The sequence below is a fragment of the Clostridium sp. LS genome, from assembly GCF_002760435.1.
In the GTDB taxonomy this organism is placed as follows: domain Bacteria; phylum Bacillota; class Clostridia; order Clostridiales; family Clostridiaceae; genus Clostridium.
Genome location: NZ_AUUU01000003.1, coordinates 89591 through 112490 on the forward strand (window position 1 = coordinate 89591; position 22900 = coordinate 112490).

Here is a 22900-nt window from a genome sequence, read left to right on the forward strand (position 1 = left end):
GTATGAAGGAGTTGGATAAAGGGTTAATATTTTAAAGGAGTGTTTACAATATGGAGAATTTGGGATTTAGTAAAAATAAATATGTATTTGCTGCCATCCCGTCAATGGTATTAATGGGATCCTCAACGGAGGAGAATAGAAATAGGCAAATTGCATTATTTTTAAAAGAACTAAATGCATATAATGTTTTACTTAAAGACTTGGTAAACTTTCCAATAAGGGAGAATGACAGGAATTTAGCTTTAAATGTAGCATATTATTTAACTCATAACGAAGAACTACTGGAGATAATAAGTAGAAAAAAGGATTTGCCTATATCAAAAATAAGTAAATTAATAAAGATTAAACCTGATTATTTAACGAAGTGCAAAGATTATATTATAGCCTACTACATAATATTATCCAATCCTAATTATAAAGGCCTGCAGGATTTGCTTAAAATAATTTTGAAGGAAGATAACAATGTAAGAAGTATTCAAGATAAGAAACAGCAATTGCATAAAGGTTTAGTAATAAGAGCATCAAAAAAAACGGCATACATAATAACCTCTAAAGGTGAATTTTTGAAAATAAAAACCAGTAATAAAGTTGATATTGGTGATATATGTGAAGGCAGAAAAAAGAGTACTTTAGCGAACTTTAAAATACATATTTCTATTCTATTATTAATACTAATATTTATTGGAGCTGGGATTGTTATTGAATATAGAAGAACCGAAAGCATAATTATAATAGAAACAACCTCGCCTATAAAGATGCATGTTAATAAATTCAATAAGGTTATATATACATACTCTCCTACAGAAAAGGGAAAAGAGCTTATTAATAATACCAATATGCTAAATAGAGATATTGATGATGCTGTGGCGAATACATTTGAATATGCATTAAGCAACAATATGCTGGATTTAAGTAAAAAAACATTAATCACAGTAAATGGACAAGCAATAAAGTATGGTTCTCTTATTAAGACTAATAAGGTTATATCTGAGAATAAAATTCCTATAGCAATAAACAATGCGGGTAATCAGCAAAATTTACCTAAGTATATATTAGAGGATGAAAAAGATACAGGAAAATAAAGCGTATAGAATTTAATACCAAGGCAAAAGCTTAAAAGAATGCAGCAAGTATCACTTGGTATTAAAGTAGAATATTTATAGCCTTCAGCTGAAGGCTATTTTTCTGTTTTGCTTAAAATTTCTTTAAAGGTTTCCATATTATATTTAGAACTAACATATATCCTATCTAATTTAAGAGGATTATCATTTCTATCAGAAAGCCCCCTATTAGTAGTAAAACCTAATGTATAACCAGCAGTTTTAGCTGCTTTTATAGTATCATCATTAAAGTTTCCGAAAGGATAGGCAATAGAAGTTACTTCTTTACCAGTTATGGATTCTAAAGTTTTTTTAGATTCACTCAATTCCTTTAATTGATCATCATATGTCAGCTTATTAAGTTTAGGATGGGTAACTGTGTGACTTTCGATGTCTATACCATAGTGTGACATTTCACTTATAGCATCTTTTGATAAATAATAGGAACCATCTAAGTTAGAAGTTATACAGAAAATAGTTGCTACCATATTTAAATTCTTTAGTATTGGAAAGGCATTACGATAGTTATCCATATAGCCGTCATCAAAAGTAATGACTATGCTATTTTTGGGTATAGGAGCATCTTTTAGTAAGTAGTCTTTTAATTCGCTAATGGTTAGGGTAATATAACCTTGATCTTTTATGTACTGGAGTTGTTTTTTAAGCATTTCAGGAGTCATTGTTACTTCATTATCCGCAGATTCATTAATTGAGTGATAATAAAGAACTGGTACGCCTACATTATTATTAACTAAATTACCTGCGTGAGCTAGCCTTATATCTTGTGCTTCATTATTACTATCAGCGTCATAATGATCTTGTACGTTAACTTTATTATCAGAATCGCTTATAAACTTACTTTCTTTATTTGTAATTTCTTTTGTGGAAATTTTATTATATGTTAAACATCCTGATAATATAAGCACAAAGATTGCAATTGGAAGAGTTATCTTTTTTGGAGATGTGGAAATATCTTTTAGAAAACCATTTCTTTTGGAACTATTTTTCTTAGTCATAAATTTATAAACTGCCTCCTTTACTTAATATTAATCAAAGTATTTCTTATAATTATACCCCAATCTAAATAAATCTTACCAATATTTATGATAAATTTTAAAAATACTATTTTATTTCGGTAAAGCAAAACCAGAATAAGATTATATTAAGAGTAGCATAATATAAAAATAGTACAACTTATTAACATTATCCACAAACGCTTGTGGATAACATGTTATAAAAGTGTTGATATACATAATATTACATGTTGATTTTGTGGATATAAAATGAATAAAGTCGCAAATGGCATAAATAAAGGAGGCGCTAATGTGGGTGTTTTAACTAATATAGCAGGAATATTTGTTATGGGTTCAATGTTATTTACAATTTATCCACAACAATTGTGTATAAGTAGTGGATTAAAAAGTGAAAAGCAACTTAAAGTTGAGGAAAAGTTAATAAGTAAAAACTTAGGGTATTTGAAAGAAGACATTAAAATGCCTCAATTTGTTGATGGAAATGATAAAAAAAAGATAAGCTTAATTAATAACAAAATTAATAGTGATATCTTACCCAAAGTTGAAGAAGCTGAAAAGACATCAAAAGAGTATTTTAAAGGTATAGAGAAGGAAATACCTAGATTTCCTTATGAAATTAATTCAAGATATACAGTTACCGAAGATAATAAATCAATTATTAGCGTATTTAATGATTATTATGAGTTTCTGGGAGGAGCTCATGGAATGACAACGAAGACTTCGTATACTGTAGATAAAGAAAAAGAAGGTTTAATAACTTTAAAGGATTTATTTAACGAAGGATATGACTACAAAGATATAATTAATAAAGAAATAAAAGAACAGATAGGTAAAAATCCAGAAAATTATTTTGATTCAGGGGCTGAATTCAAGGGAATTAGTGATAATCAGAATTTTTATATAGAAGATGATAATCTTGTGATCTACTATCAATTATATGAGTTAGCACCATATGTATTTGGATTTCCTGAATTTAAAATCCCATTAAAATTATTTGATGAAAATTTTGTGTATTATAAAGATTGGTAAGACAAACAATAAAGTAATAATAAGGATTGTATGGAGGAGTGTGAAGTTGACAACAGCACTTCCCTATGCATACAATCAATATCATAATTAGTAAGTATAATAAATATTTATTTTTAAGGAGAAGAAACATGGCAGTTATTTATAATAATTTATATCAATTTAGCAATTATGTGCAACCAATTAACTTAACATTTCATCAATATCTTTTATTGACTGATGAACCTTTACTTATTCACACAGGAAATGTGCAGCAGGCAGAAGCTTTAATTCCCCAATTGAAGGAGACTCTTAATGGAAAGGATTTGAAATATATTTTCATTTCTCACTTTGAAGCAGATGAATGCGGTGGATTATCAGTAATACTCAAACATTTTCCACAAGCTAAATCAATTTGCTCTGAAGTTACAGCACGTCAGTTAGGTGGTTTTGGGATTACAAATGATATTATTATCAAAAGGGCTGGAGAGAAACTAAGCATTGATCAAGGGGAGTTGGAATTTATAAATTATCCTTCTGAAATGCACCTATGGGGAGGATTATTAGTAATCGAAAACCAGAGTAAAATATTTTTTAGCAGTGATTTAATGTTCAATTTAGGAGAAGCAGCAGGCAGAATTGTAGAATCCAAGTGGTCTGCAGAAATAGATAGTATTAGCCATGAACAGGTACCTGATGCAGATAAAAGAGGTCAGTTACAGCAAAATCTTGCAGAGTTAAGTCCTAACTTTATAGCTACTGGACATGGCCCTTGTATTAAGCTTTCATAAATATTTAATTAATGCAATTAAAACAATGAAAGGAGTTATTATACATTAAATATGTATAACTAAGAAATTAATATGATGAAGATAAATGTAATTTTGTTAGCAGCAGGAAACAGCAGTAGGGTTCAACCCAATAAGTTATTGGAATACATTAATAGCAAGCCAATGTACATGAATGCAGTAGAAAAGGTTTTGAAATTAAACTTTAATAAAATAATTTTAGTTACTCAATATGAGGAAATTAAAGAAGCGCTATCAGGTAAGCCTGTGTTAGTTATTATGAATGAAAACACTGAGAAAGGATTATCTCATTCCATTGAACTTGGTATCCGGGCTGATATGGAAGCTGATGCTTATATGTTTATGGTTTGTGATGAACCGTTTTTAACATTGGATAGTATCAAAAAATTAATGGATGCATTTATAGAAAGTGATAAAGGAATTGCATCTTTTAAGTATAAAGGGGCCCTTGGAAATCCCAATATATTTTCACAGAAATATTTAGATGAGTTATTGGATTTGAAAGGCGATTTTGGTGGAAAATTTGTTATAAGAGATCACATGGATGATGTAGAAATAGTTGTAATTGATAATGAAGAAGAAATAACAGATATTGACACTATAGAAGAACTGGAGCAACTAAACTCAAGGAAATAATTAAGAAAATTACACCGTAGTATAATGTTAAGCATTATACTACGGCGCTGATTTATAAGAACTTAGTTTAAGTATTTTTGTAAGAACCTGTATTTTGATTGCCTCTAAATCCATAGCCATCAGAAATTATTCGACCTATTCCCGTAACCTTACCTGTAATACATCCCCTACAGTGAGCAGGTGTATCGCCTGTACATATTTTACCTGGATATAAGGCATAAAGCTTTCTGTATTCACCTTCTGTGACATTAGGCATTACAACATTAGCACCGCTTTGAAGTGCGATTATTCTACCATTTGGAGCTAGAGACTCCATTGCAGTTGTTGCAGGAATATTTATATCAGGGAGAATTAAACGTGTCAAAGCCATTACTTTAAGAGCTAAAGTTAGGCTTCCACCTTTAGCATCCTTTAGAGGTGTATCTTCATTTGGTATAAAAGGTCCTATTCCTATCATGTCTGCATTAATTTCTTTGAAAAATAGTATATCATTAGCTATAGAGTCTAAAGTTTGATTTGGAAGGCCTACAAGAATTCCGCTTCCAACTTCGTATCCTAAATCGCGTAAGTTCTTTAAACAATTCAATCTTTCTTCAAAGCTCATATTAGGGTCCATATCTTCATAAAGTTTTTTATCTGTTGTTTCAATACGTATTAAATATCTATCTGCGCCGGCTTCCTTAAATGATTTATACTCCTCATAAGTTTTTTCACCTAAGCTCAGTGTTAGTGCAACACCTAATTTTTTTATCTCCCTAACAATATTGGTCATTCTCTCTTTGGTAAAGTAATCATCTTCTCCGCCCTGAAGAACAATTGTCCTATAACCATAGCTAACTGCTTTTTTTGCAAAATCTAAGATTTCTTCTTGCGTTAATCTATATCTTTCAAGATTTTTATTGTCTCTTCTTAGTCCACAATACATGCAGTTTCTCTTGCATATGTTTGTAAATTCAATTAGACCTCTAAGATGAACATAGTCTCCTAAATACTTTTGGCGAACCTCATCTGCAGCTTTAAAAAGTTCTTCATTTATATCATCATTTTGCAATAATTCCAATATTTCTTCTTTATCCAAGTCATGAGTGATCTTAGCTTTTTCAATAAGTTTATTCATAGTTCCTCCTAATAAAAGAAATTAGCACACGAAAAAATAATAGACAAGTATATTGATATATTATTTTTTCAGAGTGCTTTAACAACTAACTATTATCAGTATACTATAGAATTCAACCTCATAACAATATAATAGCTTGTTTAAATGTAGGAGAGTTAAATTATATTATGCGTGTAGTGGTTGATATTGACAAAAACTGAAATATTAAATTAAAATAGGTGTATAATTAGTTAAATATATTGAACTATTTTAGGAGTTGATATTTTTTGATCGAAAAAGACTTTGAGTACATAGCTAATTATTTATGGCAGCAGTCTATAAATAATATTAATTCAATTTTATCAAATGAAGAAAAGAGACAGTTTAACATAACGGATTATTACTATTTAACAACAATATACAATATGGATAATCCTAATCTAGGAGAGATTGCAGAAAAGCTAAAGCTTACTAAACCGGCAATATCAGCATTAGTCAAGAGACTTGCAAAACATAATTTGATTGAAAAAATAAAATCAGAAGAAGACGGTAGAATATATTATCTAAAAGTTACTGAGAAAGGTGTAAAGATAATAGAAGGTGATAATGCTCTTTATAAGGAATTTGCTGATTTGATAAGTGAAATGGCTTCAAAAGAGCAGCTAGAGGAATTAAATTACTTTCTGGATAAAATTGTTAGGGTGTTAAAAAGTAAAGAATAGCATATAGAAACAAAAAAACAAATTTTTTTAGAGAAATAGTTAAATGTATTTAATTAAATGCTATGAATTAATTTTGGGGAGAGTACGAAATGTAAAAAATAATATTATTAAGCATGGGGGACAAGTAGAATGAAAATATTGAAAAACTTCTTTTTAGTCACAGATATTGGTTTTGTAGTTTATTGGTTTATTACTTTATTTCACCTTATTCCAGAAGAGTTGCTATTTAAAGATTATAAGAATCCTATCTTAGTCTCATGGAATTGGTCATTTATTCCATTGGATTTACTTATTTCATTAACAGGATTTTTAAGTTTATATTTGTATTACAGAAAAAATACATTATGGAAAAGGTTAAGTATAATTTCTCTTGTACTAACTTTTTGTTCAGGACTTCAGGCTATTTCTTTTTGGTCGATAAGATATGATTTTGATTTTCTGTGGTGGATTTTCAATTTATATTTAATTATATATCCGTTATTTTTCATAAAGAATTTATTAACGGAGAGATTAGAATGAGGTGCGTTATGATAAACTGGATTTATTTAATCTTAGCTATAATATTTGAAGTTTCAGGAACTATATCAATGAAGTTGTCAGAAGGCTTCTCAAATATTAAATATGCTATTGTTATGTTAGTTTTTTATATACTAAGCTTAAGTACGTTAACACTAGCATTGAAGAAAATACCAATTGGCGTTGCGTATGCAACCTGGTCTGGTGTTGGGATAATACTCCTATCGATTATAGGAACTGTACTCTTTAAGGAAACAATTAATCTGCAAAAGGTAGTTTTTATAGCACTTATAATAGTAGGCGTTATAGGATTAAATTTGACATCGACAATGCATTAGGTTTAATGCCTCAAATAAGAACATGTTGGAAAACAAGCGATGATTTGTATTTCTAACATGTTTTTTATTTTTACGAAAAAGATAAATTATATATTTTTTTTAGGATAAACTATATACAGTTTGTTTGAGGTAAGCAAAACTTTTAAATGAAAAAGTTATAAGCATAAAAATTTAAAATATTGGAGGTAAGATATGAGAGTTACAAATCCAGAGGAACTAACAAGGAGAATAGCGGAAATAAGAAATGCTCAAAGAGAATTTGCAAAATTTTCTCAAGAAGATGTAGATGAAATATTTAGGCAGGCAGCTATGGCAGCTAATGATGCAAGAATTACCCTTGCTAAAATGGCAGTAGAAGAAAGCGGAATGGGAATAGTGGAAGATAAGGTAATAAAAAATCATTTCGCAGCTGAGTACATATACAATCAATATAAAGATACAAAGACCTGTGGAGTTATAGAGAGAGACGAAATGTTTGGAATAACTCATATAGCTGAACCTATAGGGGTGATAGCGGCAATAGTGCCAACAACAAACCCAACATCAACAGCTATATTTAAAACCTTGATTGCGTTAAAAACAAGAAACGGAATAATTATAAGTCCACATCCTAGAGCAAAAAATTCAACAATAGCTGCAGCAAAGATAGTTCTAGAAGCAGCAGAAAGAGCCGGAGCACCAAAAGGGATAATTGGGTGGATAGATGAACCATCAATAGAAATGTCCAGAAACGTAATGGCAGAATCTGATATTATATTAGCTACAGGCGGTCCAGGAATGGTTAGAGCTGCATATTCATCAGGAAAACCAGCTATTGGAGTTGGAGCTGGAAATACTCCAGCTATAATTGATGATACAGCACATATAAAGATGGCTGTAAATTCAATTTTGCTTTCTAAAACTTTTGATAACGGAGTAGTTTGTGCGTCAGAGCAAAGTATAATAGCTATGGAATCAGTATATGATGAAGTTAGAAAAGAACTAGATGAAAGAGGTGCGTATATCCTTAAAGGTGAAGAAATTGATAAGGTTAGAAGCATAATATTAGATTCAAAGGGGTCTCTAAATTCAGAGATTGTTGGTCAGTCAGCTTACAAGATCGCAAAAATGGCCGGAGTTGAGGTATCTGAAGCGGTTAAAGTATTAATTGGAGAGGTTGAATCACCTGAATTAGAAGAACCATTTTCACATGAAAAATTATCACCAATATTAGGTATGTATAAAGCTAGAACTTTCGATGATGCCTTAAGATTAGCTTCAAGAATGATAGAATTAGGTGGATTTGGGCATACATCAATACTTTATACAAATCAAGTGGAATCAGTGGATAGAATAGAAAAGTTCGGAGTAGCTATGAAGACTGCTAGAACTTTAATAAATATGCCTGCATCTCAAGGTGCAATTGGAGACATATATAACTTTAAATTAGCACCATCATTAACTCTTGGCTGTGGTTCTTGGGGGGGGAATTCAATATCAGAAAATGTTGGACCTAAGCACTTAATCAATGTTAAGAGAATTGCCGAGAGGAGAGAAAATATGCTTTGGTTTAGAGTTCCCGATAAAATTTACTTTAAATTTGGATGTCTTCCAGTGGCTTTAGAAGAATTGAATGCAATGAAGAAGAAAAGGGCGTTTATAGTAACAGATAGGGTGCTATTTGATTTAGGATATACTCATAAGATTACAGATATTTTAAGTGAAAATCATATTGAGTATAAAATATTCTCAGACGTAGAGCCTGATCCAACATTAAAAGCTGCAAAGCTAGGTGCAGATGCAATGAGAGATTTTAATCCAGATGTTATTATAGCTATAGGTGGAGGGTCACCAATGGATGCTGCAAAAATCATGTGGGTAATGTATGAACATCCAGACGTTAGATTCGAAGATTTAGCTATGAGATTTATGGATATTAGAAAAAGAGTATATGAATTCCCTCCAATGGGAGAAAAGGCAATTTTAGTTGCAATACCAACATCAGCAGGAACTGGTTCAGAGGTAACTCCATTTGCGGTTATAACTGATCAACAAACAGGAGTTAAGTATCCACTTGCAGATTATGCATTAACTCCTAATATGGCTATAATAGATGCAGAACTTATGATGAGCATGCCTAAAGGATTAACAGCGGCCTCTGGTATAGATGCTCTGGTTCATGCAATTGAAGCTTACGTTTCGGTGTTAGCATCTGAGTATACAAATGGCTTGGCGCTTGAAGCAATAAGATTAACATTTAAATATTTACCTGAGGCATATAATGGAGGAACTACAAATATTAAAGCTAGAGAAAAGATGGCACATGCATCCTCTGTAGCAGGTATGGCTTTTGCTAATGCATTCTTAGGAATATGCCACTCAATGGCTCATAAGTTAGGTGCATTCCACCATGTGCCTCACGGAATTGCAAATGCGTTATTAATAGATGAAGTAATAAGATTTAATGCAACAGATGCACCTAGAAAGCAAGCGGCATTCCCACAATATAAATATCCAAATGCAGGATGGAGATATGCTAGAATAGCTGATTATATAAATCTAGGAGGAAATACAGAAGAAGAAAAAGTTGAACTATTAATTAAAGCAATAGATGATTTAAAAGCTAAAGTTGGAATACCTAAGAGTATAAAAGAATTTGGGGTTTCCGAAGAGAAATTTTATGCATCAATGGATGAAATGGTTGAGCAGGCTTTTGACGATCAATGCACAGGTGCAAACCCAAGGTATCCACTAATGAGTGAAATTAGAGAAATGTACATAAAATCATACAATGGACGGCAGTAAATAACAACTATAAATAAAATTAATAAGAGCTATATCAAAATAATTAAATGATTTTGATATAGCTCTTTTTCTTGAATTTAATTGTACAAATTTAGAAGAGCATTATGCAGCTCTCACACTTGGACTATTAGTTTCTCTTCCACTATTCTTTTCATTGTTTCTTTCAATAAAATCTCTAATAACTTTAACAGTTTGTATTATTAAGGTTGGAATGAGAGCAAATAAGTGAACGAACATTAATTCGTTAGTAGTAAGTGGAGTTATTTCAAATAATCCTTGAAGAGTAGGTACTTGTAAAACTATATTTACAAGTATAACTCCTGATATAAAGGCAATCCAGCTGAATTTATTATTGAAAACTCCAAGAGTAAAGATAGATTTTTTACCTCGGCAGTTAAATCCGTGGAATAGTCTAGCTAAGCACAAAGTACTGAATGCCATTGTCATAGCAAGTTCATGATTTCCTGCGGCTAAACCAATATGATAGGAAACCATAGTGAAAACTCCAATAAGCAAGCCCTGGCTGCAGATATCTATTATAAAATTTTTAGTTAAAATAGATCCTTTAGCGTCTCTAGGTTTATCTTTTAAAATACCTTTTTCAGATTTTTCCATACCAATCGCTATAGCAGGTAAACTATCTGTTAATAAGTTAATAAATAATAAGTGTACTGCGGCAAATGGAACAGGGAGCGCAAATATTGAGGAGTATAGTACTGCAAGTATTCCTGAAGCATTACCTGAAAGCAGAAATTTAATTGAATTCTGTATATTAGCATAAATATTTCTTCCATTAGTAACTGATTTAACAATAGTAGCAAAATTATCATCAGTTAAGATCATTGAAGCAGCATCTTTTGAAACTTCAGTACCTGTTATACCCATTGCAATACCAATATCAGCTTGCTTTAATGCAGGAGCATCATTAACACCATCTCCTGTCATTGCAACTATCTTACCTTTATTTTGCCATGCTTTTACTATTCTTATTTTATTTTCAGGTGACACTCTTGCATAAACTGAAATGTGTTCTAGTTTTGAATTAAGTTCATCATCAGACATTTTATCAAGTTCTAATCCCTCTACTGCGGAGTCGCCTTCTTGTAATATTCCAATTTTTTTAGCAATAGCAGAAGCCGTAATCTTGTGATCTCCAGTAATCATAATTGGTTTAATAGAAGCTTTAATACAATCGCTAACAGCCGCTTTAGATTCTTCTCTAGGTGGATCAATCATTGAAATTAAACCTAAGAAAGTATAATTATACTCATCATCTAAAGTGAGTTCTTTTTTTTCCTCAAGTTCTCTGTAGGCAAAGGCCAAAACTCTTAATCCTTGAGATGATAGTTCGTTATTAGCATTATTTATATTAATCTTATCATTGTTAGTGAAGTCTTTTACTCCATTTGTAGTTTTTATTGAAGTTACCCTGTTAAGTAATACATCAAGAGCGCCTTTAGTAACCATTACATATTTACCATTAATTTGATGAAGAGTACTCATAAGTTTTCTATCAGAATCAAAAGGAATTTCTTTAAGTCTTGGGCAAGTGCTTCTACATTCAATTTCATTTAAAGAGTATTTATGACCTAAGTTTACTAAGGCAACTTCTGTTGGATCACCTATTTCAGCACCATCTATAGAAGTAGAATCGTTACATAGTACAGAGCTAGTTAGAAGGAAATTTGAATCAGAATCTTTAGAATCTATTTTACTGCAATCAATTAATTTATTATCAACGAAAATCTTTTTAGCAGTCATCTTATTTTGTGTTAGTGTACCGGTTTTATCAGAACAAATAACAGATACGCATCCAAGACCTTCAACAGCTTTCAGTTTTTTAATGATAGCATTTTCCTTAGCCATTGATTGTGTACCTATAGCAAGCACAATTGTAACTATAGAGCTGAGTGCTTCTGGTATAGCCGCAACAGCAAGAGCAACTGCAAACATTAATGAGTCTAATAGATCTATGCCCCTATACATGCTTAAGCCAAATACAATAATGCAGATTCCTATTATTCCAAAGGCTAGCTTCTTAGAAAATTCATCTAAGGAAACTTGAAGTGGGGTACTTTTTTCTTGAGTTTCTTCCATAAGGGTAGCTATTTTACCAAGCTCAGTATCCATACCAGTATTAGTGACTAGAACAGTAGCTCTACCATAAGTAATTAAGGAACTTGAGAAAACCATATTCTTTTGGTCACCTAAGGCAACTTCATCTTTGTTGATAACTTCAGAAAACTTGTCCACGCTTTCTGATTCCCCAGTTAATGAACTTTCATTAACCTTAAGAGAGAAGTTTTTTAAAATTCTACCATCGGCAACAACTAAATCTCCAGCCTCTAGTAACAAAATATCTCCTGGAACTACAGATTTAGAAGGTATTTCAATTTTAACTCCATCTCTAATAACTTTAGCATTAGGTGCAGATAGTGCTTTTAGACTATCTAGAGATTGCTCGGCTTTAACATATTGAACAGTACCTAAAATAGCATTCATAGTTATAACAGCCAAAATTACAAAAGTACTTTCCGTATTCCCGGTCGCAGCTGAAATAATGGCTGCAGCAATTAATATAATTACTAACAAGTCCTTAAATTGTTCTATAAATATAGATAGAAGATTTTTTTTCTTTTTTTCATTTAAGGTGTTATAACCAACAGAACTTAGCGTTTGAGCAGCTTTTTCACTCGTCAGACCATCTAAGGTCACATCAAATTTTTCTAGAGACTCATCGGCAGTTTTAGAAAAGTACTTTTCCATAGGACATCTTCCTTTCGAATTAAAAATTATTTACAATTTTAGAAACTAGAGTCTATAAGCAATAAAAAAAGACTTTTAATATAACTTCAGATTTTTGAAGTTATATTAAAAGTCTCGTTACCAGCATGGGCATATAACACCAGGTTAGAAATAACCGCGATTGTTGATGTTATATTTATAACTACTCCCTCTTAATATACTTAGTTTATATTTATTATTATAGTAGTATATGAGTTTTTTGTCAATGGAATAAATGGTACTGTATACTATATTACAGTTTTATTCCAATAATAAGTATTGTAATCGTATTAATTAATTAGTATAATTAAAGCGCACACGTTAACAATTTAAGTGTTTTATATAAATAATAATGCTACAGGGGGAATGTTAAAGTGAAATTAGGAAAAATGAGAAATGTAAAAATTGTGCAGAGTATAGTAGCAATAGTGATTTTATCGTTGTTATCTACAATCACAATTGGAATTTTAGGTTACATAGATACATCTAAAATGTATAATGCAAATTTAGCAATGTATGATAATGTTATTCCTAAACTAAGTGATTGGGGTGATGTTAATGGTAATATGGGAGTTTTACGAAACACGTTAACTAAAATAATTGATAGGCCGTTTGATGAAGCAAATGAAAAAGCAATGTTAGAGTTAAATCAAAATATAAACGAGGTAATAAATAGACAGGTTTCCGAATCAGAAGATAATGCAGAAGAGCATGAATTAGTAATGAAGTTTAAGCAAGAATATGAACAATACTATTCATATATACCTAATATTATTGAACAGAGAAAGCATGATTTAGTTCCAGATAAAAAGATTACCAATGATGCTATGGGTGTGTATGGAAATCAAATAGCTAAAGATAATAAAGCGCTAGTACAACTTCAAAAAGATAAAGCAACAAATGAACTTAATAAGTCTATGAGTGTATATAAGAAAAATATAGTTATGTTTACAAGTATTGTGGGAATATCTATTCTAATTTTAACTATTATATCAGTTTGGATAATAGTTATGATTAGACATTCAATTAAAGAATTTGTGCATAAAGTTTCTATTTTATCAGAAGGTGATTTTACAGTGCAGTTTGATAGTCAGCTAACTAATGAATTTGGAGTAATGCAGAAGGCATTAAGTAAAACAATAAAATCTATAGCCATAATTATTTCTACTATAAAAACTGATTCCAATCTTGTAAATAACCAATCTGTAGAACTTTCAAGAGTCTCAGAAGAAATGACTTCTTATATAGAAGAAGTGTCCAATTCAATTCATGATATAGCAAAGGGATCAGGCGATCAAGCAAATAATCTGATGTCAATAAACAATAGTTTAAGTTCATTTAGTAATAAATTAGAAGTTATAGCAAGATCTGTGGAGAAGGTGGATAAGAATACTGGTAATATTAGTAGTGAAGCAAATAAAAGTGATACTAGGTTAAAGAATATTGGTATTTCTATAAACGAAATTGCAGCATCTTATAATGAAGCAAAAAAGAGAGTAAGTCAATTGAGTTTTAGTGTGAATAAAATAAATGAAATAACTAACATGATTAATGAAATAGCAGATGAAACTAATTTACTAGCTTTAAATGCTGCTATTGAGGCGGCGAGAGCAGGGGAGGCAGGAAGAGGATTTTCTATTGTTGCAGATGAAATTAGAAAACTTGCAGAACAGTCTAAGAATTCTTCGGAAGATATTAATAAGTTATTAAATGTTATAAGTTCGGAAACTAGGTTAGTTGAAGAAACAACAGATTCAGCTAACAAGAAGCTGGAAGAGCAGATTCACATAATAGCTTCAACTATAGTTTCATTTAGAGAAATAGTACAATCAATAGATGGTATAGTGCCACAAGTTCATGAAATAAATAATTCTATAAACGATATTAATAAGAGAAAAAATGATATAGTAGAAAATCTGGAATTATCATCTGCTGTATCGGAAGAAAACTCAGCTGCGTCGCAGGAAATTTCAGCATCGGCAAAGGAAATGGGTGATTCCGCGTTTAAAGTTTCAGAATCTGCAGAAGAGCTAAGGAGTATAATGGGACAGATTACAAAGGAAATTGAAAAATTTGTTGTGTAATTAAAGTGAGAATAAGGAATAGTTTTAATATATTTTTATTTCTTATTTGAGTTATAATAGATTGAGAGAATATATTATGGAGGTTTATTATGACTGGACTTGTGCTTGAAGGCGGAGCTTTCAGAGGGTTATTCACAGCGGGTGTATTAGATGCACTTTTAGATATAGAAGCAGAAATAAAATATATAGTAGGGGTATCAGCAGGGGCTACTAATGCATATTCATTCGTTTCTAAACAAAGAGGAAGAAATTTAGAGATAATGGAAAGATTTATGGATAATAAAAGGTATATTAGTTATGGAAATCTAATTAAATGTAGATCAATTATGGATTTAGATTTCGTATTTGATGAAATTCCTAATAAACATTGTATTTTTGATTATAAAACTTTTTATGAGTTTGATGGTAAAATGTTAGCCGGAGCATTTAATATTGAGACAGGAGAAAATGAGTATTTTGATAAAGATTTATTAGATAAAAGGAGCTCAATTCTTAGAGCTAGCATAGCAATTCCGTTGATGTTTCCATTTGAAAAGATTAACGGACAGTATTATGCAGACGGAGGCCTTTCTGAGCCCATACCAATCAATAAATCTATATCAGATGGAAATGATAAGCACATAATTGTTTTAACAAGAAATGAAGGATATAGAAAGAAACAGTCAAAGGCTAATGAATTAACATATAGAATTTATAAAAATAAATATCCCAAATTAGCTAAGGTGTTAAAAGAAAGACATATTAAATATAATGAACAATTAGATTTTTGCAAGAGATTAGAAGATGATGGAAAAGCAATTATTATAAGACCAAGTATAAGCATGGATATAAGTAGATTTGAAAGAGATAAGGTAAAATTAAAGGCAATATATCAAAACGGGTATGATTTAATTACAAATGATAAAGAGAGATTACTTGAATATTTAAGGTGAATTTTTGCCATAAAATGCTCCCTTCATAGAAACAGTTTTATTATTTTAACTGTCTGCTATTACAAAGGGAGCATATGATTTCTACTTAAACTAACAATGTAGAGTTAATTATATAGAATAATTATTATGAGTTTATTACCACATGCTGTTTTTTACTAAGTTTCCCCAAGTAGTATAACTGCCCCAAGAACTAGTCATGTCTAGCCATGAATTTGAAGAATCATTTCCGCACCAAGACCATGCAATAAATCCAATTCCATTTGTTTTGCAGTAACTCATTAAGTGAGCAGCATCCACTTTACAGCCAAGGTTATTACTACCATTATTGTAATTATAACCGAATTCTCCAACTATAATTGGAATACCTTTACTTTTACAACTGCTTAAGAATGAATCTATTGTTGAATTACTGTTCCATGAACCATACATGTGTATGCTGAAGATAACGTTTTTATTAGTATTAGAATTGTACACATCAAGAGCATAATTTAAGATATCACTGCTATCTTGTCCCCAGCCGCCTGCATCGATTACGATAGTTCCAGTATAACCAGCTGTACGTATCTTGCTTACAGCGCTTTTATAACCATCTCTCCAAACAGTACTATTAGATGGTCCCCACTCGTTAGCAATATTTAACCAAGCCTTAGGGTGGTTGTACATTACAGATAAAATGTCGCTACGTACCCAATAATTTACACAAGTATTTAATGTGTCTGTAGTAGATCCGCCTGTTGCATCATGAAGTTCAACAATTGGTTTTAATCCCAAGTTATCACATTTTGTAAGAAAATCATTTAGTCTGGAAGCTGAACCACTAGTACTCCAAACAAGACGAACAGTATTGAAACCTTCACTATCAATTTTATCAAGAGCTGAATATGATTGACTATCATACCAGATGGCAGGTACATTCGCACCCCTTATCCATGACGAATCTTCTGCAGCCTGTACAGGAGACTGGAAAGCTAATATTGATGAACATAAAAGTGCCATAGATAATATAGATTTACATAATTTTCTTTTCATTTTTAACACCCCGCATAATTTTTATTTAAGTAACATTGTACTTATGCTTTTTTATAATAATTTTTAGTACTAAAATTATTAATAATTATCAGTCACTGATGATAACATATTCACATAACCTAAGAATTAAGTAAATATAATTTTCCCTAATGTGAAAGATTAGTAGTGGAATGGAAGTAATGTATATATTTTAAAAAAAATATTCTTTTAATCACCAAAAATGTACATTTCATTCCGGTAATATTGGATTTTTACCAAATGTAGTATACCAATTTAAATAGAATCAACGTATATTTTAGTTTTATGATTATATTTAGATTATGCAATAGCTACAACGACTGCATCATTTCATCCATTGGGACTGAAAATAAGCAAAATTATTACTAATTAAATTAATATTATAAAAGATATGACTTTAGATATTAAAAAAATTGTATAGCGATAAAAAATGTTATATTATAAATTATAGAAACAATAAAAAATTAATCCAATAAAAAACAAACCTCAATAAATGCTTACCTGGAATAATTGTTAGTGATTAGGAAGTGTTGGGATATATTCTATGTGATTATATAATATATGCAATTATGATTAATGGTATAGATTGGAGAGTGGTATTTTTGTATTCTATTATTATAGTAGAGGATGATTGCATGCAAAGAAAAATTCTAAAGAAGATGCTTTTATCTACATGTGAATTTATGAAAATTTATGAGGCTGACAGTGAAATTACAGCTTTAGATATAATTGAAAATCATAATATTAATATGTTTTTAATAGATATTGGATTAAAAGAATCCTCGGGATTGGATCTTGCAATGAAGATTAGAAACATCCCTAAATATGAATTTAGGCAGATTATTTTCTTAACAACTCATATGGAATATATAACACAAGCATTTAAACAGACACATTGTTATGATTATATACTGAAACCATACAATCAAAAGGTAGTACAAGCTATGTTAAATAAGCTTATACTTCATGAAAATAGTAATTTAAAAAATGAAAGTGATAGCACTGAAAAGGATAAAGTCAGGGAAGTTGTTATAAATTTAAAAAATGGCATATATGTAGGAATTAAAATAAATGATATTGTATTTATAGAGGTTATGGGTAAAAACTGTGAAGTAAATACCATCAATGGAACATATGTTGCTAGTAATGTGAGTTTAAAGAAAATGATACAATTAATTAATTGTGAATATATAATCCAAAGTCACAGGGCCTTTGCAATAAATAAGAATTATATATCTAAAATAGAAAAGTTAGATGCTAAATTAAGTAACGTATATTTCACTAAATATTCCAAAACGGCTCTTTTAGGATATAAATTTAAAGATAATGTTATGTCTGAATTTAGAAAAGGGAAAGTGATAATATGTTAAGCACTGCTATAATAAATGTTATGAATACGTTTAGTATAATCTACCTATGGGCAATTCTAAACAAGAAGAATGGTAGTATATTTAAGTTGTTATTAGGTGTTCTTAGCGCTTCGATTTTAGTTACAGTTGTTGAAACATTAAAATTAAGCTTTTTTATACCGTATGTAATATTTATTTTAAGTATTAAAATTATATATAAGATGGATGTAAAGCAAGCTGTATTAGGATTTTTTTTAGTACTAGTTATAGTGATGAGCCTAGAATTAATCTTGTCTTTATTTATTAATAAATTAGTTTATGATACCACATCTATGGCTATTATTGTAGAATCAATAATACTAATTGGAGTACTTATATTTTCAAAAATAAACTTACAAATTAGGAATGTTCCTTTTGAAAATAAAGATAATATTATTCTATTTCATTTTATTTCAATATGCAGTATATATGCTATTATTTTTAAGATTATTTGGGAGTATGATGATACAATAATTTTAAATAATTTGTTTTTTGTATCAGTAGTATTTTGCATATTAGCTATTTCTCAACTTCTAATATATCTATATTTTATTAAGGTAATAAGAGAAAAAGAGGCATTGAAGGTTTCAAATGAATATAAATCAATTATTAGCGAAATAGTTGAGGAAATAAAACAAAGACAACATGATTTTATTAATTATAAGAATTCCATAAGGGGAATGGTAGAAGTATTAGATGAAAAGGATTTAAAGCAATCTATTAGGAATTATATGAAAGACGAAGATATGTATGATAATGAGATAAATGAGCTCATATATATTGATAATATAGTTGTTAGATCCATAATATACAGGAATATGTGCAACGCAAAAAAGCATAATATTAATTTTCAATATAAGGTTGAAAATAATGTTTTAGAAAATACATTGAATTATTATGAATTATCTAATGTATTAAATAATTTATTAAATAATGCCTTTGATGAAGTAATGAAAGAAGAATGTATTGAAAAAAATATTGAAATTAACATTTTTAATCAAAATAAAGAATCCCATTTAGTAGTTAAAAATCAAATAGTAAATCCTAATGATATTAACATAAATGAGATTTTTACAAGAGGTTATTCAACTAAAAATGCAGGTATAAGAGGTTATGGTTTGTATAATGTACAACAAATAGTTAACCTACATAAAGGGTATATAAAAATTAATGTAGAATGTCATGAAATTATTTTCGATGTTTATTTTAATAATTCTTCAGGGTAATCTGGTTCACCCCATACACTTACGCAACTTGATTTAGATATTAAATTAAACAAGTTAAGAAGCATGGCTGAAAAAAAGCTTATAGATCTTTGCATTTAAAACAACTCCTTTCATACTAACAATAAGAACTTGAACAATTTGTAAGAATATACTTAAAAATATGCAATTGCATATTTGTATATTAGATAGTTTAAAAAATAATATTCCCCAAAAGGTCAGCGATAATAAAGAGATTATTTTTAATGTAGCTTTATTTTTTACAGGCCTTTTTTCATTACGACATGGAGCATAAATCAAAGTTATAATAAAAGATATTATGAAGAGAACTATACTAAAATTAGCATTTAATTTAGGAGATAATGTGCTAAACAGCAGTATTACTATGAAGTACATTACACTAACAATTAAACACGAAATATAGTTTTTGCAATGCATACCTCCTATAAAGGGCCTTGTTGAAATTAAAATAGTATAAGACAATAAAAATAGAGGTAGTTCATTTAAGTTTAAGAATATTAAGAATATAATTAGAATTTTTGTTAGATCACCTAAAATCACTTCCAGTGTATATTGAATTTTTAGCAAATCAGTTTTGGTTAAAGTGGAATTATTTTTCTCAAAATATCTTGTTATAAAAGTTGATGCTGATTTTATCATTTTAACCTCATGTGTAATTGTTTTTTATATAAAAAATATGGACTATAATTAGTATAAATTCAATATTGTTAGCATTAAAAGTATATTTCCAGGAACTAAAAGAACATATGATAAATAAGTAACCAAATTTCAAAAAATAGTACTGAAAAAGTATGGAATAATGTTTACAAAAGATTATATTAAGGTATTAAGACAAAAATAGAATAAAAAAATATAAGGGTAAGGGAGTTCTCTCTTACCTTTTTGTTTTACAATGAATAAATCAATATTACTTTGAGAAAAGTATATAAAATAATAAAAAATATATTGAAAAACAATCCTAAATAATATAATATTAAGATATACTAATAATAAACAATAATAAATAAGTGGGAAGGAGAAAGAGAAATGGGTGAATTAATAATGTCTCCAAGAATCAAGAGTTTAAAGAAAAAAATGCTATCAGAAAAGAGATATGCATCTATTGAACAAGCACTTATAATAACTGAAACGTATAAGGAAAATGAAGATAAACCAGTTATTATAAAAAGAGCATTAGCATTAAAAAATTCTCTTTCAAAGTTAGAAATCGGTGTTGATGATGAAGAATTGATAGTAGGTAACCGTACTAAAGGGGTTAGATATGGTGTTGTATTCCCAGAGAGTGGCAGTTCATGGGTTGATAAAGAATTTGAGACTTTACCAACTAGAGCTCAAGATAAATTTAATGTGAACTCGGAAGATATAGAAACATTTAGAAAAGTGATTAAGCCATATTGGGATGGACACTCATTAGAAGATGTTATTAGACAGAGATACGGAAAAGAAATTGATGATATTGCAAAAGTTGTAAAGATAAATCAAAAAGATCATGCTCAAGGTCACATTTGCCCAAATTGTAGAGAATGGCTTGCACTTGGACCAGAAGGCATTAAACAAAGGGCAATTGAAAAAATGAAAAATGCAACTAAAGAAAATAAGGACTTTTATGAAAGTGTAGTTATTGTTATGGAAGGTGCTCAAGAATTTATGATGAGATACCATGATTTAATGAAAGAAAAAGCTGCTTCAGTATGTGAGGAAGAATTAGTATCAAGCATGCTTAAGGTTGCAGAGATTTGCAAGAATATTTCTAAAAGGCCGGCACAAACTTTCCATGAGGCTGCGCAAGCAACTTGGTTTTTATTTGTTATACTTCATATGGAATCAAATGCATCATCATTTTCACCGGGAAGAATGGATGAATTTTTATATCCATATTATAAAAGAGATATTCACCTTGGTAATATAGATGATGAGAAGGCTTTAGAAATAATTGAATGTCTTTGGCTTAAGTTTAATGAAATAGTTTATTTAAGAAACTCTCATAGTGCCAAGTTTTTTGCAGGTTTCCCAATAGGATTTAATATTGCAATCGGCGGTCAAGATGAAAATGGAAATGATTTTTCTAATGAATTATCTTTCTTATTTTTAAAAGCTCAAGAACATCTAGGGCTGCCACAACCTAATTTATCTGTAAGGCTCCATAAAAACACATCAGAAGAGCTATTAAAAGAGAGTATAAAGGTTGTCGCAAAAGGAAGTGGAATGCCGCAGTTTTTTAACGATGAATGTGTGATACCATCTATAATGGATTTAGGAATTAAAGAAAAAGATGCAAGGGACTATGCTATTGTTGGATGCGTAGAACTTACAACTCAAGGTAATAATCTTGGCTGGAGTGATGCAGCAATGTTTAACTTAAACAAGGTTCTAGAGCTAACCATAAATAATGGTAAATGTTTAATCTCAGGAGATTCACTAGCTCAAGACTTAGGTAATTTAACTACTTATGAAAAGTATAAAGATTTGGAGGAAGCATTTGCTAAGCAAATAGATTATTTCATTGACAAAATGATTTTAGCTTGCGAGCAAGTTGAAAAAGCTCATATAGACGTTTTGCCTTCACCATTTTTATCATCAGTTATTGATGATTGTATTGAGAGAGGAATGGATGTTACGGCAGGTGGAGCTGTATATAATCTATCAGGGATTCAAATGATACAAGTTGCAAATTTAGCAGACAGTTTAGCAGCAATAAAACTTCTAGTATATGATGAAAAGAGAATTTCTAAAGAAGATTTACTAAAAGCTATTCAAAATAATTTCGAAGGTTATGAAGTTATAAGAGCTATGTTGTTAAATCGTGCGCCTAAGTATGGCAATGATATTGAGTGGGTAGATGAAATAGGAGCTAAATGGGCAAGATATTTTAATGGGAAACTTAAATCACATAGAAATTACCGTGGAGGAATATATCATACTGGAATGTATACAGTATCAGCCCATGTTCCAATGGGGGAGAATGTAGGAGCCTCTCCAGATGGAAGATATGCAAAAGCTCCTTTAGCTGATGGTGGTATGTCACCAGTATACGGTAGAGATATTGCAGGGCCTACGGCGGTTTTAAAATCTGTATCTAAATTGGATAATAATTTAACTACTAATGGCGGATTGTTAAACATGAAGTTTTTGCCTGAATTCTTTAAGAATGAAACGGGTATAGATAAATTCTCAAAATTTTTAAGAACCTTTGTAGATTTAGAAATACCACATATCCAATTTAATGTTTTACGAAAAGAAGATTTATTAGCAGCACAAAAAAATCCTGAAAATTATCGTAGTTTAACTGTACGTGTAGCAGGATATACAGCATATTTCACTGAACTTGCAGGAGAATTGCAAAATGAAATTATAGCAAGAACAAGTTATGGAGATATATAG

Annotated in this window: 19 protein-coding genes; 13 read left to right on the forward strand and 6 right to left on the reverse strand. The window is 30.0% G+C overall.

What is annotated here, in order from left to right; translation table 11 throughout:
• Positions 1 to 50: 50 nt before the first annotated feature.
• On the forward strand, positions 51 to 1082 hold the full coding sequence (locus tag COL3_RS00605) for an anti-sigma factor domain-containing protein (RefSeq protein ID WP_008426815.1): 1032 nt from the start codon (positions 51 to 53) through the stop codon (positions 1080 to 1082).
• A 95-nt stretch (positions 1083 to 1177) separates the two neighbouring features.
• On the opposite strand, the gene COL3_RS00610 is transcribed toward COL3_RS00605, so the two are convergent.
• Positions 1178 to 2116 (reverse strand): polysaccharide deacetylase family protein, encoded by a 939-nt coding sequence (locus tag COL3_RS00610; protein ID WP_008426818.1) that lies wholly within the window; start codon positions 2114 to 2116, stop codon positions 1178 to 1180.
• 309 nt (positions 2117 to 2425) lie between these two features.
• Here COL3_RS00610 and COL3_RS00615 point away from each other — a divergent pair, with 309 nt between their 5' ends.
• From COL3_RS00615 to COL3_RS00625, 3 genes are all read left to right on the forward strand, one after another.
• Positions 2426 to 3163: a DUF3298 and DUF4163 domain-containing protein gene (locus COL3_RS00615; protein WP_035283970.1), complete on the forward strand. Its 738-nt coding sequence runs from the start codon at positions 2426 to 2428 to the stop codon at positions 3161 to 3163.
• A gap of 128 nt (positions 3164 to 3291) precedes the next feature.
• On the forward strand, positions 3292 to 3930 hold the full coding sequence (locus COL3_RS00620; RefSeq protein WP_008426822.1) for a flavoprotein: 639 nt from the start codon (positions 3292 to 3294) through the stop codon (positions 3928 to 3930).
• A gap of 72 nt (positions 3931 to 4002) precedes the next feature.
• Positions 4003 to 4584 (forward strand): nucleotidyltransferase family protein, encoded by a 582-nt coding sequence (locus COL3_RS00625; protein WP_008426824.1) that lies wholly within the window; start codon positions 4003 to 4005, stop codon positions 4582 to 4584.
• A gap of 67 nt (positions 4585 to 4651) precedes the next feature.
• On the opposite strand, the gene hydE is transcribed toward COL3_RS00625, so the two are convergent.
• A complete protein-coding gene (gene hydE, locus COL3_RS00630; RefSeq protein WP_008426825.1) occupies positions 4652 to 5701 on the reverse strand; it encodes a [FeFe] hydrogenase H-cluster radical SAM maturase HydE in 1050 nt (349 codons plus the stop codon).
• A gap of 266 nt (positions 5702 to 5967) precedes the next feature.
• On the opposite strand from hydE, the gene COL3_RS00635 reads away from it, so the two are divergent.
• The 4 genes from COL3_RS00635 (at position 5968) to adhE (ending at position 10040) form a co-directional block, all read left to right on the forward strand.
• Positions 5968 to 6402, forward strand: a complete 435-nt coding sequence (locus COL3_RS00635) for a MarR family transcriptional regulator (protein WP_008426827.1) — start codon at positions 5968 to 5970, stop codon at positions 6400 to 6402.
• Positions 6403 to 6531: 129 nt separating this feature from the next.
• Positions 6532 to 6921: a YvaD family protein gene (locus COL3_RS00640; protein WP_008426830.1), complete on the forward strand. Its 390-nt coding sequence runs from the start codon at positions 6532 to 6534 to the stop codon at positions 6919 to 6921.
• Positions 6922 to 6932: 11 nt separating this feature from the next.
• Entirely contained in the window at positions 6933 to 7256 is a 324-nt protein-coding gene (locus tag COL3_RS00645) for a QacE family quaternary ammonium compound efflux SMR transporter (protein WP_035283992.1), read from the forward strand.
• A gap of 192 nt (positions 7257 to 7448) precedes the next feature.
• The gene (gene adhE, locus COL3_RS00650; RefSeq protein WP_008426834.1) at positions 7449 to 10040 is read left to right on the forward strand and encodes a bifunctional acetaldehyde-CoA/alcohol dehydrogenase; all 2592 of its coding nucleotides are present in this window, start codon (positions 7449 to 7451) and stop codon (positions 10038 to 10040) included.
• A gap of 102 nt (positions 10041 to 10142) precedes the next feature.
• On the opposite strand, the gene COL3_RS00655 is transcribed toward adhE, so the two are convergent.
• Positions 10143 to 12806 (reverse strand): cation-translocating P-type ATPase, encoded by a 2664-nt coding sequence (locus COL3_RS00655; RefSeq protein ID WP_008426836.1) that lies wholly within the window; start codon positions 12804 to 12806, stop codon positions 10143 to 10145.
• Positions 12807 to 13198: 392 nt separating this feature from the next.
• Here COL3_RS00655 and COL3_RS00660 point away from each other — a divergent pair, with 392 nt between their 5' ends.
• A complete protein-coding gene (locus COL3_RS00660; protein WP_008426837.1) occupies positions 13199 to 14908 on the forward strand; it encodes a methyl-accepting chemotaxis protein in 1710 nt (569 codons plus the stop codon).
• 89 nt (positions 14909 to 14997) lie between these two features.
• Positions 14998 to 15840 carry a patatin family protein gene (locus COL3_RS00665; RefSeq protein ID WP_008426838.1) on the forward strand — a complete coding sequence of 281 codons (843 nt, stop codon included), beginning with the start codon at positions 14998 to 15000 and terminating at the stop codon, positions 15838 to 15840.
• A gap of 135 nt (positions 15841 to 15975) precedes the next feature.
• Here the strand turns inward: COL3_RS00665 and COL3_RS00670 are convergent, their stop codons facing one another.
• Positions 15976 to 16869, reverse strand: coding sequence for a cellulase family glycosylhydrolase (locus COL3_RS00670; RefSeq protein WP_008426839.1), 894 nt, complete (start codon positions 16867 to 16869; stop codon positions 15976 to 15978).
• 620 nt (positions 16870 to 17489) lie between these two features.
• On the opposite strand from COL3_RS00670, the gene COL3_RS00675 reads away from it, so the two are divergent.
• Both COL3_RS00675 and COL3_RS00680 read left to right on the forward strand, forming a co-directional pair.
• Positions 17490 to 18257 (forward strand): LytTR family DNA-binding domain-containing protein, encoded by a 768-nt coding sequence (locus COL3_RS00675; protein WP_180277906.1) that lies wholly within the window; start codon positions 17490 to 17492, stop codon positions 18255 to 18257.
• Between the two features lie 20 nt (positions 18258 to 18277).
• Positions 18278 to 19501 (forward strand): GHKL domain-containing protein, encoded by a 1224-nt coding sequence (locus COL3_RS00680; protein ID WP_347474363.1) that lies wholly within the window; start codon positions 18278 to 18280, stop codon positions 19499 to 19501.
• Here COL3_RS00680 and COL3_RS00685 read toward each other — a convergent pair.
• Together COL3_RS00685 and COL3_RS00690 are read right to left on the reverse strand one after the other, a co-directional pair.
• Positions 19477 to 19596: a hypothetical protein gene (locus COL3_RS00685; RefSeq protein WP_008426842.1), complete on the reverse strand. Its 120-nt coding sequence runs from the start codon at positions 19594 to 19596 to the stop codon at positions 19477 to 19479. The genes COL3_RS00680 and COL3_RS00685 overlap by 25 nt on opposite strands.
• On the reverse strand, positions 19556 to 20158 hold the full coding sequence (locus COL3_RS00690; protein WP_008426844.1) for an accessory gene regulator B family protein: 603 nt from the start codon (positions 20156 to 20158) through the stop codon (positions 19556 to 19558). The genes COL3_RS00685 and COL3_RS00690 overlap by 41 nt, the downstream gene beginning before the upstream one ends.
• 387 nt (positions 20159 to 20545) lie before the next feature.
• On the opposite strand from COL3_RS00690, the gene COL3_RS00695 reads away from it, so the two are divergent.
• Entirely contained in the window at positions 20546 to 22900 is a 2355-nt protein-coding gene (locus tag COL3_RS00695) for a formate C-acetyltransferase/glycerol dehydratase family glycyl radical enzyme (protein WP_008426846.1), read from the forward strand.